This window comes from Streptomyces sp. NPDC006393, from assembly GCF_040628575.1.
Lineage (GTDB): Bacteria > Actinomycetota > Actinomycetes > Streptomycetales > Streptomycetaceae > Streptomyces.
Window position 1 is genome coordinate 1 of sequence record NZ_JBEXZD010000048.1, and the last position, 12,426, is coordinate 12,426.

The following is a 12,426-nucleotide window of genomic DNA, read 5'->3' on the forward strand; positions in this document are numbered from 1 at the left end:
GATTTTCATATGCTTTGTCCGTGCTCATGCCGGTAACGCTACGCACCCGGTGGCACCGGAGTATGGTCCATTTCCATGACAGTTTCCCGGACCAATTCTTCGGACAAAGCAAGATTGCGAGGGCTCTTCTAGGGCAGCACCCCGCACAGTGCGTCCAGTGCGCCTGCCCACGCGCTGTCCGAGGGCGCCGCGTAGTTGAACACAAGGGCGTCCCGTTCAAGGAACTGCCATCCGCAGTCCGGCGCCTCGTAGCGGAACTGCGTCAACCCCCTGATCGCCAGACCTTGCCGGGCCGCGGCCTGGACCACCGAGCCTTCGGTTCCACGCGGGAGTTCCAGAACCGTCTGCAGTCCCGCGGCCATCCCGGTCACACGAATGCCGGGAGCCCTCTGGCGCAGGACCTCGACCAGCTGATCGCGGCGACGCCGGTAGCGCAGCCGCATCGAGCGCACATGACGGTCGTACGCACCCGAGACGATGAATTCCGCCAGCGTCAGCTGCTCCAGGGTGCTCGTCATGTAATCGCCGTGCCCTTTGGCCGTCACGATCTCCGGGACGAGTTCCTCCGGCAGCACCATCCATCCGAGCCGTATCCCCGGCGCCAGGGACTTGCTCACGGAACCGAAGTACACCACCCGCTCCGGATCGAGCCCCTGCAGGGCCCCCACCGGCTGACGGTCGTACCGGAACTCCCCGTCATAGTCGTCCTCCAGGATCAGGCCGCCCGTGGCGCGGGCCCAGTCGACCACCGCCGTGCGCCGCTCCGGGCAGAGCGCGACCCCCGTCGGGTACTGGTGCGCCGGGGTCAGCAGTACCGCGCCCACTCCGGGCAGTCGCGCGAGGTCGTCGATGCGCGCGCCGTGTTCGTCGACGTAGAGGGGCGCAGTGTGCAGACCGGCACGCCTCAGCAGGTCGCGATACAGGTCGAGGCCATAGGCCTCGACGGCCACCGCCCGCACCCGCCGCACCCTGAGCGCCTGCGCCATCAGCGCCAGGCCATGGTGGAAACCGGAACAGACGACGATCCGCTCCGGCCCGGCGTATACCCCGCGAGCCCGCGTCAGGTAGTCCGCGAGTGCGGTGCGCGGCTCCGTCCGGCCGCGGGCGTCGCCGTAGCCGAGGGCGTCGTGTGGCGCGGCGGTCAGAGCCCGGCGGGCCGCGGCGAGCCACTGTGTGCGCGGAAAATTCGCGAGGTCCGGTGCACCCGTCCACAGGCCATACCTCGGCCGGCACTCGTCCGCCCTGGCGGGAGGAGCGCCGGGCGCGGCCCTGTGCGGCTCGGGGACCCGGGTGGCCACCCGGGTCCCCGAGCCCTGCCGGGCGGTGAGCCAGCCCTCGGCGACCAGCTCGACGTAGGACTCGACCACGGTGTTGCGCGAGACGCCGAGATCCGCGGCGAGCGAGCGGGAGGCCGGCAGTCGACTGCCGGGCGCCAGGCGCCCCGTGCGCACGGCCTCCCTCAGGGCGTCCGTGAGCCCTGCGCGCAGCCCGGGCCCGTGCAGCTCGACATGAAGGTCCGCGCCGAACGCGGGAGGCCGACCGGCCGCGGAATTGGTCCGGGGGTCTGCCATACGAAGGGACGATACGCGCATACCACTGAGAACGTAGCGTTGCGCGCTTTCGAGCACGCCACCGGCGCGGTTCCCGGCAAGGCCGATGTGTGTCCGGCCACCCGAACGAGCATCGGACTGTCGTCGGTCGGCGACGGCTCAGGGGAGGATCGAGTCGACGTAGCCGCCGTCGACGCGCAGAGCGCCGCCGGTGGTGGCGGAGGCGTGGGGCGAGGCGAGGTAGACGACCATGTTGGCGATCTCCTCGGGCTCGATGAGGCGCTGCAGCAGGGACTGGGGGCGGTACTTGACCATGAACTCGTGCTGCGCCTCCTCCCAGGGCAGCTTGTCGCCGACGAGTTCGCGGACGAACTCCTCGACTCCGCCGGTGTGGGTCGGGCCGGCGATGACGGCGTTGACGGTGACGCCTGTGCCGGCGGCGTCCTTGGCGAACCCGCGGCTGACGGCGAGCAGCGAGGTCTTCGTCATGCCGTAGTGGATCATTTCGGCGGGGATGGCCACCGCCGAGTCGCTGGCCAGGTTGAGGATCCGTCCCCAGCCGCGTTCCTTCATGCCGGGCAGGTATGCGCGGATGAGCCGGACGGCGGACAGGACGTTGACCTCGAAGTAGCGCCGCCATTCGGCGTCGTCGATCTCCAGCGCGGCGGCGGTGCCGAAGATGCCGAGGTTGTTGACCAGGATGTCCACCGTGGGCACGGCCTTCAGCACGGCGGCGGTGCCCTGGTCGGTCGCCAGGTCGCCTACGGCGCCGGTCACGTCGTCGCTGCCGGAGTCGGCACGCACGGTGCCAACGCCGCTCGCGACGCGCTCCTGGCCGCGCCCGTTGACGACGACGCGGGCTCCCGCGCGGGCCAGGCCGGTGGCGATGGCGAGGCCAATGCCCTGGGTGGAGCCGGTGACCAGAGCGGTGCGGCCGGAGAGATCGATCTGCATGAGGGGTTCTTCTCGTCGATGCGGTGGCGCTGCTGCGGCAGCTGGAGGCCTTCTGCCGGATGCGGTCGAGGTGAGTGACTCGGAGATCACGATGTTCCCAGCGTGCAGGTGCCGGCGCAGCACGACCTGCGCCAGGGTTACGCCATGCGCCTCAGTGATGTCCCACGATCGCCCCGTTGCCGCATGTGCCGGGCGTGCCGGTTGCGCCGGCACGGGTAGGCCCCCAGGCCCGGGTCCGGGCCCTCACGACATACGACCGCCCGAGGTCGCGCCGTCGCCAGCCTGGTGGGCCGATGTGGTCACAGCGTCAGGAGGCGTCCTCGACGGTGCCGGAGAGGCGGTAGGCGGTGGAGGTGTCGATGCCGAGGGCAGCGAGCAGGTCGAGGGCGGCGGTGAGGGGCGCGCCTCCGGCCAGGCGAGCGGCGGCAAGGTGGGCGGGCAGGCGGCCGGCGGCGATCAGGGCTGTCCACTGGGTGGCGGAGAGGGCGAGGTAGCGCAGGCCGGGGAGATCGGCCGGCAACGCCAAGTCCGGCGTGGGGCAACGGGACAGGTCGAGAGAGCGCAGCGCAGGGAGGGTGCGCAGCGGAGCGAGGTCGATCGGGGTCTCGGAGCCGACGGCGAGTGAGGCGAGGTGCGGGTGGCCGGCGAGCGGGGTGAGGTCGGCCTCGGAGGTGAGGTCGATGGCCAGGTCCTCGACGGGGAGCGCTGTCACGGGGGACAGGTCGGCGGTGGCGCATCGGTTGAGGTGCAGGCGCCGCAGGTGCGGGGTGGCGGAGAGCGGGACGAGGTCGACGGGCGACGGGGCGTCATTGAGATGGATCGCCTGGACGCCCGGTGCGAGCCCCTCGTCCAGGGCTGAGATCACCAACTGGCTCGCGGCGTCCCCGGACGGCTGCGGGGCGTGCGGATCGGGCCGGCCCAGGGCCTGGCCGAGCCAGGCGGTGACGGAGGAAGCGACATAGCACGGGCCGTCGTCGAAGTCGCGGCCGACCTCGATCACCTGGCCGGGGCGGCCGTCCGCGGCAGGCGCGAGGTCCACGGCGAGGAAATTGCCGTCGAACCAGGTGGCGAACGGAAGCCAGCCCGGATGCCCCGAGCAACGGCGCACCGTGTTCGGCGGGTCGGCGTCGAAGATCACCTGGCGCCAGCCCAGCTCCCAGCCGAACCAGGTCGGCACACCGATGTGGTCGTCGCGCTCGGCCATGGCCTCGTCGAGCGACAGCCAGCAGTATCCGGCCAGCGCCTCGCTGCCGCCATCCCCGTCCGCCTCCAGGTAGAGCGCCCGCAGGTCCGCGGGCAGCGGCCGGCCGAGGTGGCGCTCGGCGGCGGCGAGCTGAGCCTCGGTGACGGGCGTTGGCATCTCCGGTGCCGCGCCGCTGCGTTCGGCGTGCTGCCGGAGCACAGCGCGCAACCGCTCCACCGCCTCCGCCGGGTCCCCGGCCTGGCGCAGCTCGGACGGTTCTGCGCCGTCGGCCGCGCCCGGTTCGGACGGTTGGAAGCCGGGGTCGACGGTCAGTGTCCAACCGTCCTCGGCGCCGCCCCCGGGCTGCAGCGCGTCCCGGAACACCACCAGCTCGAAGGCACCCGACGGGCGGCAGGTCAGCTCCAGGACGATGGCCTCCCAGCCGCGGGTGTCCCGAAACCAGGACGCCAGTGAGGCGAGGCCCTGGTGCGGAAACGGTATGTCGAAGAAGGAGCCCGGACGGCTCGGCACCACGTACCCGGCGCCGAACAGGCCGACGCCCGTCCGGCTTCCGCGCCCCCGCAGCACGCACTCCGTCCAGCCCTCCGGCGCCTGGGCGACGACCTCCGCCGTGATCTGCTGTGCCATCTCGTCCACCGCCAGGTCCATACCCGCCCTCTCGTCCGCACTGTTCGGACGATCATGTCAGCAGGCTGCGACAGAGCGACCGGCACCCGGCACCGACGATTCACCGCTGCCGCCTCCGATCATCCACGGCGCTGCCCTGGAGGCCCCCGCAGAGCTCGTCAGCGCCAACCCGGCCGAGACCCGGCCAACTCTCTCGGTCACCGCACTAGAAGAGGTCGGCCGAGGTGCCTTGCGTGAGGTTCTCGAGGATCGTGCGCAGCCACGGGCTGCGGACGGCGGGCAGCCGGACCAAGGTGTGGTGGAACGTTCCCCGGTCGGCCCGGAACAGGTGGTCGGGGAGCAGCGGAAGCGGGTCGTCGCGGAGTACGTCCTGGGGTATGCGGCCTGACGCGGGAACCGGCAGGTACGGCTGGGGAGAGACCAGCCACAGCCACACCCCCAGCGGCAGGGGCACCAGGCATGGCGACGCAGTGGGGCCGGCGGGGGTCCAGGTCTGACCTGTCTGGGGATGGACCGGTACGAGGAGGATGTCGACGCTGGCGTCCGGGGAGGGCTGTCCCGGTCCAGCCAGGACGGCGCGCCGCTTCGGGGGGCCCGTCGGCAGCAGGGCGTCGAGCGCACGTTGGAACACGTCCGCGGTCAGACCGCCCGGCACCTTCACCGGCTGCCCTTGGGAGGCAACCAGCAGGTGGGCGAGCGCATGGCCGGCTGCCGCCTCCCACCGCGGGCTCCACGACCAGTAGTGGTTCGACCCCGACCGTCCTCCCCACGTGGCAATCGGCTCGAACGGGGGCGTCTTCTCCGCCGTCTCTGCCAGCTCCGCCCAGGAGAGGGGCGCAGCGTGGGCACCGTAGACGGGGACGCGATGCACGGCGTCCGGGTTGAGCCGCACTGCCTGCCAGAGCGAGCAGTCGTCGACCCTGGTCGCCACGGGGAGGTCGCACGTCTCGCAGGCCATGTTGGGCCCGTCGGCTCCGTCGAGGCCACAACAGGCACCGCCGCGCTTCTCAGGAATCAGCCGGGTTCCACGAATATCACCGGGCGCGATGACACTCGCCCCCGGCATGCTGTCGGACAGGGCGTGGACGGGCGCGTAGATGCCGCGTTCCTCCGCCTCGCCCGGATCGATCTCGTCCCACATCAGCCGCGGCCCTCCCCAGGGGTCCGGGTCCACGGCAAACGTCCCGGACTCCATGAGCACCGGAAGCTGGGCCCCGTTCCCGTAGCGCTGACGGGCGTGGACTGGCAGTGAGACCTGGGACAGCGCGGCGGTCAACTCGGCGCCGCATCTCGCACACACGAAAACGAACAAAGGTCCTCCGCGAGGGAAACGGACGCATCGTCGCAGCTCGTCGGCAGTCGGCCAACATGTTTTCTCATGCGTTGCGGGAACGGCACCCGCACCGTCGTGGAGCATCAACGCAGCCCGGGTAAGTGTGGCTCCGGCTCGACTTGTGTGGTGCGTGCACGCTGAGACTTGGTTCACGGCGAATGACTGGCGACCACACCCCTGGGGAGACGCTCTACCGGCGGACCGCCGAGATCAGTCCGCCGGGTCGCTCCTCGCGCTGCGGCGGGGTGCTGATCGGGCGGCCGTAGGCGGCAGCGCGTTCGCGCAGGGTGTGGCAGCCGGCCTCCCAGCCGTGCCCGGCCAGCCAGCTCACCGGGTCGTCGGGCATCTCCGAGACCCACATGGACGCCGCCGATCCCGGCACGGCGTCCGCGCCGAAGCGCTCGATCACACCGCGCGAGCCCAACGTCAGGCCCATCCGACTGCCTGCCGCGGACTGCGCGCTGATCCGGGCCAGCAGCAGCTCCACCGCGTCCTCAGGCAGATAGATCAGCAGCCCTTCCGCGATCCACACGGTCGGCACCGCCGGGTCGTGCCCTGCGGCGGCCAGCGCGCCTGGCCAGTCATCACGCAGATCAACCGCGACGGTGATCCGCTCGCAGCCTGCGACGGCCCCCTCCTGGCGCAGCACCGAAGCCTTGAAGTCCAGTGGCGCGGCGGTGTCGAGCTCGAACAGCCGGGTGCCTTCGGGCCAGTCCATCCGGAAGGCCCGGCTGTCCATGCCGGCGCCGAGCAGCACGACCTGCCGGATCCCGGACGCACAGGCCTGCTGCAACAGGTCGTCGAGGAACTTCGTCCTGATGACGATGGAGAACGACACGGCCAGCCGGCGACGTCGCGCGGCCTCGTCATCGGGCAGGGGCGGCGAGGAGGGCCACAGGCCGCCGGCGGTGGCGAAGGCCTGTGCCAGGGGGTCGCGGAACAGCGCGTCGTCCCGCTCGGTCTCCAGCGCCCGCACTCTGGCCACTCCCACCGCCGTGGCCCACACTCCCGACGGCTGCACCCGCTCCTGCGCATCAGTCACCGCGCCAGACTAGATGATTGATGCCAAGGGGCATGATGAGGGGCGCTGGGGCCCGTCGTTCGACTCCTCCGGCAGATGGACCCACCGCGTTCCCGTCCGGGACTCCAAGGCGATCGCGTCGATCACCTCACGGTGGGGGTGGCGAATGGGCAGGCCGCGTACCGGTGGGTGGGTGACTGGGCTCGAGGGCGGTTCGGCTGCTGGTGAACGACGATCCTCCGGCAGGGCCTTGCGTCTATCCTCCGGACATGGTTGATCACCGTTCGGTCGACGCGGGTGGGGTCCGGCTCGCCTATCAGGTGTCGGGTCCGCCGGATGCTCCGCCGCTCGTCCTGTTGCACGCGCTGGGCGAGGATGCCAACGACTGGGAGACGGTGACGCCCGCCCTCGCCCGCAGCCGACGGTTGTATGCCCTCGATCTTCGTGGTCACGGCCGCAGCGATTGGCCAGGGGACTACTCGCTGGAACTGATGCAGGCCGATGTGCTCCGGTTCCTTGACGCCCTGGGGCTCGGCCGAGTGGATCTGATCGGGCACTCCATGGGCGGGATCGTGGCCTACCTTCTGGCGGAGGACCATCCGCAGCGGGTGAGCCGGCTCGTCCTGGAGGATGTTCCGGTCCCGCGTCCCCGGGAGCAGACCACCCCGACCAGGCCGGACGGCGACCTGACCTTCGACTGGGAGATGGTGCTGGCCATCAGGAGGCAGATCGACCTGCCCGACCCCAGGTGGCTGGAGCGACTCAGCCAGATCACCGCCGCGACCCTTGTGGTGGCCGGCGGCCCGGGCAGCCATGTGCCCCAGGACGGCATCGCTGAGCTCGCCCGCCGCATCCCTGGCGGGCAAGTGGAAACCATCCCCGTCGGACACCTGATCCACCGCGCAGCGCCGCAGGCGTTCACAAGGGTGGTTTCCGTGTTTCTGCTGCCGGACGAGGACTCCCGTCCTGCCCGCTGGCCATGACCGCGCGGTCACAGGCCATGACGCGCAGGGAACTGCACGGGTTCTTCCATGCAGAGGCCGGTTCGGCCGGAACCTGCCGCGCGCATCGAATCCTCCCGGCGGCTGGGTCGCCACCGCTGGACGTGGAGCGGACGGTCGCCTGACTCGTCGACCGCTGCCTGCATCGTCGCCATGAGCGCAAGGTGGAACACTTCTTGGCCCGAGAGCGAAGACGCCGCCCAGTGCGTCCTGCGCCACCACCGAAGGGCCACGGGTTCGTCCATGTCGGAGGAGACGGTGATCTTCATCCGCGGCCATGTCCTCTCCAGATCTGCGAGCCCGAACGGCCGCCCGAACGGCTCTACGACGTCAAGCGCCGACATCGGTTCGGTCAGCTCTCGGCAGGGCGACCGGCGGGCATCACGCAGCCGGCGCGGCGGCGTTGCTCAAGGAGTCTGTGACGTCTCTTTCTCGCGCTGGTACGCGGCGAGGAGGAAGAGCCAGATCTCGCTGACGGTCGGGAAGCAGGAGACCGCGTGCCTGAGCCGCTTGAGCGGGACCTCGCCCGCCACCGCGACGGTCGCCGAGTGCAGCAGCTCGCTGACCGCCGAGCCGACGAAGGTCACTCCGAGGAGCACCTCCCGGTCGAGGTCGACGACCATCCGGGCGTGGCCCTGGTACCCGTCGGCGTAAAGGTTGGCGCCCTGGGCGGCGTTGAAGTCCAGGTCGATGGTCTTGACGCGGTGACCCGCGGCGGCCGCCTCTTCGGCGGACAGGCCTACAGCGGCCGCTTCGGGGTCGGTGAAGAAGACCTGCGGGACGGCGTGCTGGTCGGCGGTAGTGGCGTGGTCGCCCCAGTCGGCGTCGTCCAGGCGGCGGCCGGCGGCGCGGGCGGCGATGGCGTCGCCGGCGGTGCGGCCCTGGTACTTGCCCTGGTGGGTGAGCAGGGCGCGGTGGTTGACGTCGCCCAGGGCGTAGAGCCAGGAGCCGTCGATGCCGCGCACGAGGCAGGTGGTGTCCACGTCGAGCCAGGAGCCGGGCGTCAGGCCGACGGTGTCCAGGCCGATGTCGTCGGTGCTGGGGGTGCGGCCGGTGGCGAACATGACCTCGTCGGTCTCCAGCTCGCTGCCGTCGTCGAGGGTGAGGGTGACCGGCCCGCTCGGGTCGGGGCGGCGCACGGCGGTGACCTGGACGCCGGTGCGCACGTCCGCGCCCGCCTCGGTCAGGCCGCGTTCGATCAGTTCGCCCGCGAAGGGCTCCATGCGGGGGACGAGGCGGCGGCGGGCGATCAGGGTGACGCGGGAACCGAGCCCCTGCCAGAGGGTGGCCATCTCCACGCCCACTCCGCCGCCGCCCACGATGGCGAGCCGGGCCGGCACGGTGGTCGCGTCGGTGCCGTGCCGGTTGGTCCAGGGCCGGGCCTCTTCGATGCCGGGAATGTCCGGCAGGGCCGGACGGCTGCCGGTGGCGATGGCGACCGCGTGCCGGGCGATGAGGGTCTGGCGGGCGCCGTCTTCGCGGGTGACGCTGACACGGCGAGGACCGTCCAGGCGGCCATGGCCGCGGAAGAGGTCCGCGCCGATGGACTTGACCCACTCGGCCTGCCCACTGTCGTCCCACTCTGTGACGTAGTGGTCACGGCGGGCGAAGACCCGGTCGGTGTCGAGCCGACCGGTGACGGCCTGCCGGGCGCCGTCCACGCGGCGGACGTCGGCGAGCGCGATGACCGGCCGCAGCAACGCCTTGCTGGGGACACATGCCCAGTAGGAGCATTCACCGCCGACGAGCTCCCGCTCCACGACGGCTACGGCAAGGCCCGCGGCGCGGGCACGCTCGGCGACGTTCTGGCCGACCGGGCCGGCGCCCAGAACGATCACGTCGTATGTGGCGCTTCCCTGGTTGTCACGTGTTTCGCTCATCGTTTCCTCGCTCGTGAGCCGGGCCGGTCGACACTCACGGTTCGGGTCGGTCATGGGAATTCCGGGTGAGGACCGGCCATGGGGATCTCCCGCCGCCCGCAGCGTCGACAGCAGGCCGGTGCGCCCTCCGCGTCATATAACCGCGCGGCCACTGCCATGCGTCGGAGCGGCGCCACACGCCTCACAAAGCGCCGCCATAAGTGCCGCATTTGGCCGCACGCACGCCATGAGCAGCGGTCCGAGTCGCGGCCTGTTCGGTGAACAGCCCGGGCCGCGCGGGGATACACGCTTCTTATGGCTGCCTTAACCACAGCCGAGGGCGCGAAGGGAATCCTGTGCGGCGCCACGTGCTTGTCCACGCATGTCAGCTCATGAACGAGGTGACGGGGCGGCGGACGCGGCACTCCCGCATCCCACTGCTGCCCACCCTTTCTGCGACAACGAAGGAACGGAACTCATGGGTTCTCTTGATCTGTCCGGTCGCGTAGCACTGGTGACCGGGGCGACCAGCGGCATTGGTGCCGCCACCGCGGCTCTGATGGCTGAGCGGGGCGCTCACGTCCTGGTCGCGGGCCGTGACCGCTCCCGCGGCGAGACCGTGGTCGCCGGCATCCGTGGTCAGGGAGGCAAGGCCGACTTCGTCGCCGCCGACCTGCGCACCGAGCAGTCGGTGCGGCAGCTGGCCCGGGAAGCCGTCGGCCTGGGGGGCGGCCGTGTGGACATCCTGGTCAACAACGCGGGCGTCTTCCCCTTCGGTCCCACGGAGCAGGTGTCCCCGAACGATGTGGACACGGTCTACGACCTGAACGTCAAGGCACCGTTCCGCCTGGTGGCGGCCCTCGCCCCGGCGATGGCCGAACGCGGGTACGGGGCGGTGGTGAACGTCAGCACCATGGTCGCCGAGTACGGCGTCGCCGGGATGGCGCTGTACGGGTCCAGCAAGGCGGCGCTGAACCTGCTGACCAAGGCGTGGGCCGCGGAGTTCGGGCCGCGCGGTGTGCGGGTCAACGCCGTGGAGCCCGGCCCCACCCGCACGGAGGGCACGTCCGGCATGGGTGAGGACCTCGATGCCCTGGCCGCGCAGGCCCCCGCGGGGCGCCCGGCCGCACCGCAGGAGATCGCCGAAGCGATCGCCTACCTGGCCAGCGACGCCGCCAGCTTCGTCCACGGCGCGGTGCTGCCCGTGGACGGCGGCCGCACCGCCGTCTGACCGACCCCGCCGCCCGGCCCGGCCACGACCGTCGCCGTCCCGGACCCCCGCCACGGCCGACCCCGAGATACGGGCGCCGGCCGGGGTCGTCGCCCCCGGGACTGCGACGGGGCGACGGTATCCCGGAAGCACGGCACGGAAGCACGCGGGGCCACGGCAGGCCGGCCGACCTGAGGCCGCACCGGTGTCGTGACCACCGGCGACGCCGAATCCGATCGGCCTACTGGTCGGCCCGGACGATCGTGCCCAGGACGTCGTTGAACGCCTCGGTGGAGCTCGGGTGGGTGTAGATGGCGTCCCGGAGTTCCGCCGCTCGCACCCGATGGCGCATGGCCAGGGCGACGGTGTTGACCATCTCCTGGGCGTCCACACTCAGCAGGGCCGCCCCCAGGATCTCGTCCGTCTCGGCGTCGATGACGAACTTCATCATCCCCCGGGTTTCCTCGACAACGTAGGCACGAGGCATCGCGATGATCTCCGCGACCGGTTGACTGGCGATCTTAACCCGGTGTCCGGCCGCGCGGGCCTCCTTCTCGGTGAGTCCCACGGTGGCCAGCGGTGGCGTCATGAACAATGTGTGCGGTACGGCGATCCGGTCCGTGGTCGTGCGCCGGCCCTCGCCGATGAGCTGGTCCAGGACGATGCGACTGTCGTCGAGGGAGATGTAGGTGAACTGCGGTCCGCCGTTGACGTCGCCGAGCGCGTAGATGTGAGGCCGGCTCGTGCGCAGGTACTCGTCGACCTCCACCGCTCCCCGACCGGTCGTCCGCACACCCGCGGCCGCAAGTCCCAGCCCGGAGGTGGCCGGCCGGCGACCGGTGGCGACCAGGACGGCCTCGGCGTCGACGGCGTGCTTGGAGCCGTTGCGCTCGTAGACGACGGTGGCCTCGCTCAGGCCGTCGTTCACCTCCAGCAGGCGTGCCCCGGTCACGATCTGGATGCCGTCGTCCGTGAGAATGGCCTCCACAGCGGCGGCGACGTCGTCGTCCTGTCCGCCGAGAATGCGGGGGGCGGCCTCGAAGAGCGTCACCTCGGATCCGAAGCGGCGGTAGATGGAGGCGAACTCGAGGCCCAGGTAGCCACCGCCGATGATCGCCAGTCGTTTCGGCAGGGTGGTGGTCTCGATCAGTTCGGTGCTCGTCAGGAGGAAGCCGCTGGTCCGCAGCCCCGGCACGTCGGGGATCACGGGCTCGGAGCCGGTGTTGATGAGGATCGTGTCGCCGGTGATGGTGAGGCGGGTGTGACCCTCGCCCACGGTGACGGTGTGCGGGTCGGTGAACGTGGCCCGTCCGGTGATCACCGTGACGGTGTCCATGCCGTTCAGGCCGTCGTAGTTGCCGGACCGGAAGAGGCTTGTGAGGGACTGGACCTGGCCGACGGAACGCTCGTACCAGTCCTGTGCCGAGTCGCCGGGGCGGCGCCTGCCGGAGTGGTGAACCAGTGCCTTGGTCGGCACGCAGCCGACGTTGGGGCAGGTGCCGCCGTACATGCGGTCCGACTGCTCGACGAGCACGACCTTCCGGCCGAGACCGCCCATGCGCGCGGCCACCGTCTTTCCGCCCTTGCCGAAGCCGATCACGAGGATGTCGGCATGCAGCGTCTTGTTGTTCATCGCTACCGTCCGGTGTGAGAAGCAGTCAGGGAAA

10 protein-coding genes are annotated in these 12,426 nt (G+C 71.0%); 2 read left to right on the forward strand and 8 right to left on the reverse strand.

Annotated elements, in window-relative coordinates:
• Positions 1 to 128 precede the first annotated feature (128 nt).
• From ABZ484_RS20755 to ABZ484_RS20775, 5 genes are all read right to left on the reverse strand, one after another.
• Positions 129 to 1,571, reverse strand: a complete 1,443-nt coding sequence (locus tag ABZ484_RS20755) for a PLP-dependent aminotransferase family protein (RefSeq protein ID WP_358867359.1) — start codon at positions 1,569 to 1,571, stop codon at positions 129 to 131.
• 138 nt (positions 1,572 to 1,709) lie between these two features.
• Positions 1,710 to 2,504, reverse strand: coding sequence for an SDR family oxidoreductase (locus tag ABZ484_RS20760; RefSeq protein ID WP_358867360.1), 795 nt, complete (start codon positions 2,502 to 2,504; stop codon positions 1,710 to 1,712).
• A 307-nt stretch (positions 2,505 to 2,811) separates the two neighbouring features.
• Complete coding sequence (locus tag ABZ484_RS20765; RefSeq protein ID WP_358867406.1) at positions 2,812 to 4,335, reverse strand: SMI1/KNR4 family protein; 1,524 nt, start codon at positions 4,333 to 4,335, stop codon at positions 2,812 to 2,814.
• Between the two features lie 205 nt (positions 4,336 to 4,540).
• Positions 4,541 to 5,647 (reverse strand): hypothetical protein, encoded by a 1,107-nt coding sequence (locus ABZ484_RS20770; RefSeq protein ID WP_358867361.1) that lies wholly within the window; start codon positions 5,645 to 5,647, stop codon positions 4,541 to 4,543.
• A 211-nt stretch (positions 5,648 to 5,858) separates the two neighbouring features.
• The gene (locus tag ABZ484_RS20775; RefSeq protein ID WP_358867407.1) at positions 5,859 to 6,674 is read right to left on the reverse strand and encodes a class I SAM-dependent methyltransferase; all 816 of its coding nucleotides are present in this window, start codon (positions 6,672 to 6,674) and stop codon (positions 5,859 to 5,861) included.
• Between the two features lie 284 nt (positions 6,675 to 6,958).
• Between ABZ484_RS20775 and ABZ484_RS20780 the strand changes: the two genes are divergently transcribed.
• Complete coding sequence (locus ABZ484_RS20780) at positions 6,959 to 7,672, forward strand: alpha/beta fold hydrolase (protein WP_358867362.1); 714 nt, start codon at positions 6,959 to 6,961, stop codon at positions 7,670 to 7,672.
• Between the two features lie 8 nt (positions 7,673 to 7,680).
• Here the strand turns inward: ABZ484_RS20780 and ABZ484_RS20785 are convergent, their stop codons facing one another.
• Positions 7,681 to 7,959 carry a hypothetical protein gene (locus ABZ484_RS20785; RefSeq protein ID WP_358867363.1) on the reverse strand — a complete coding sequence of 93 codons (279 nt, stop codon included), beginning with the start codon at positions 7,957 to 7,959 and terminating at the stop codon, positions 7,681 to 7,683.
• 138 nt (positions 7,960 to 8,097) lie between these two features.
• Positions 8,098 to 9,570: an NAD(P)/FAD-dependent oxidoreductase gene (locus ABZ484_RS20790; RefSeq protein WP_358867364.1), complete on the reverse strand. Its 1,473-nt coding sequence runs from the start codon at positions 9,568 to 9,570 to the stop codon at positions 8,098 to 8,100.
• 457 nt (positions 9,571 to 10,027) lie between these two features.
• Between ABZ484_RS20790 and ABZ484_RS20795 the strand changes: the two genes are divergently transcribed.
• Positions 10,028 to 10,780 carry an SDR family NAD(P)-dependent oxidoreductase gene (locus ABZ484_RS20795; protein WP_358867365.1) on the forward strand — a complete coding sequence of 251 codons (753 nt, stop codon included), beginning with the start codon at positions 10,028 to 10,030 and terminating at the stop codon, positions 10,778 to 10,780.
• 220 nt (positions 10,781 to 11,000) lie between these two features.
• On the opposite strand, the gene ABZ484_RS20800 is transcribed toward ABZ484_RS20795, so the two are convergent.
• A complete protein-coding gene (locus ABZ484_RS20800) occupies positions 11,001 to 12,392 on the reverse strand; it encodes an FAD-dependent oxidoreductase (RefSeq protein WP_358867366.1) in 1,392 nt (463 codons plus the stop codon).
• Positions 12,393 to 12,426 lie beyond the last annotated feature (34 nt).

Bases quoted from the DNA above. Each gene is read 5' to 3' on its own strand.
- ABZ484_RS20790 (WP_358867364.1), bottom strand. From the start codon at position 9,570: ATGAGCGAAACACGTGACAACCAGGGAAGCGCCACATACGACGTGATC.
- ABZ484_RS20800 (WP_358867366.1), bottom strand. From the start codon at position 12,392: ATGAACAACAAGACGCTGCATGCCGACATCCTCGTGATCGGCTTCGGC.
- ABZ484_RS20755 (WP_358867359.1), bottom strand. From the start codon at position 1,571: ATGGCAGACCCCCGGACCAATTCCGCGGCCGGTCGGCCTCCCGCGTTC.
- ABZ484_RS20795 (WP_358867365.1), top strand. From the start codon at position 10,028: ATGGGTTCTCTTGATCTGTCCGGTCGCGTAGCACTGGTGACCGGGGCG.
- ABZ484_RS20785 (WP_358867363.1), bottom strand. From the start codon at position 7,959: ATGAAGATCACCGTCTCCTCCGACATGGACGAACCCGTGGCCCTTCGG.
- ABZ484_RS20760 (WP_358867360.1), bottom strand. From the start codon at position 2,504: ATGCAGATCGATCTCTCCGGCCGCACCGCTCTGGTCACCGGCTCCACC.
- ABZ484_RS20780 (WP_358867362.1), top strand. From the start codon at position 6,959: ATGGTTGATCACCGTTCGGTCGACGCGGGTGGGGTCCGGCTCGCCTAT.
- ABZ484_RS20765 (WP_358867406.1), bottom strand. From the start codon at position 4,335: ATGGCACAGCAGATCACGGCGGAGGTCGTCGCCCAGGCGCCGGAGGGC.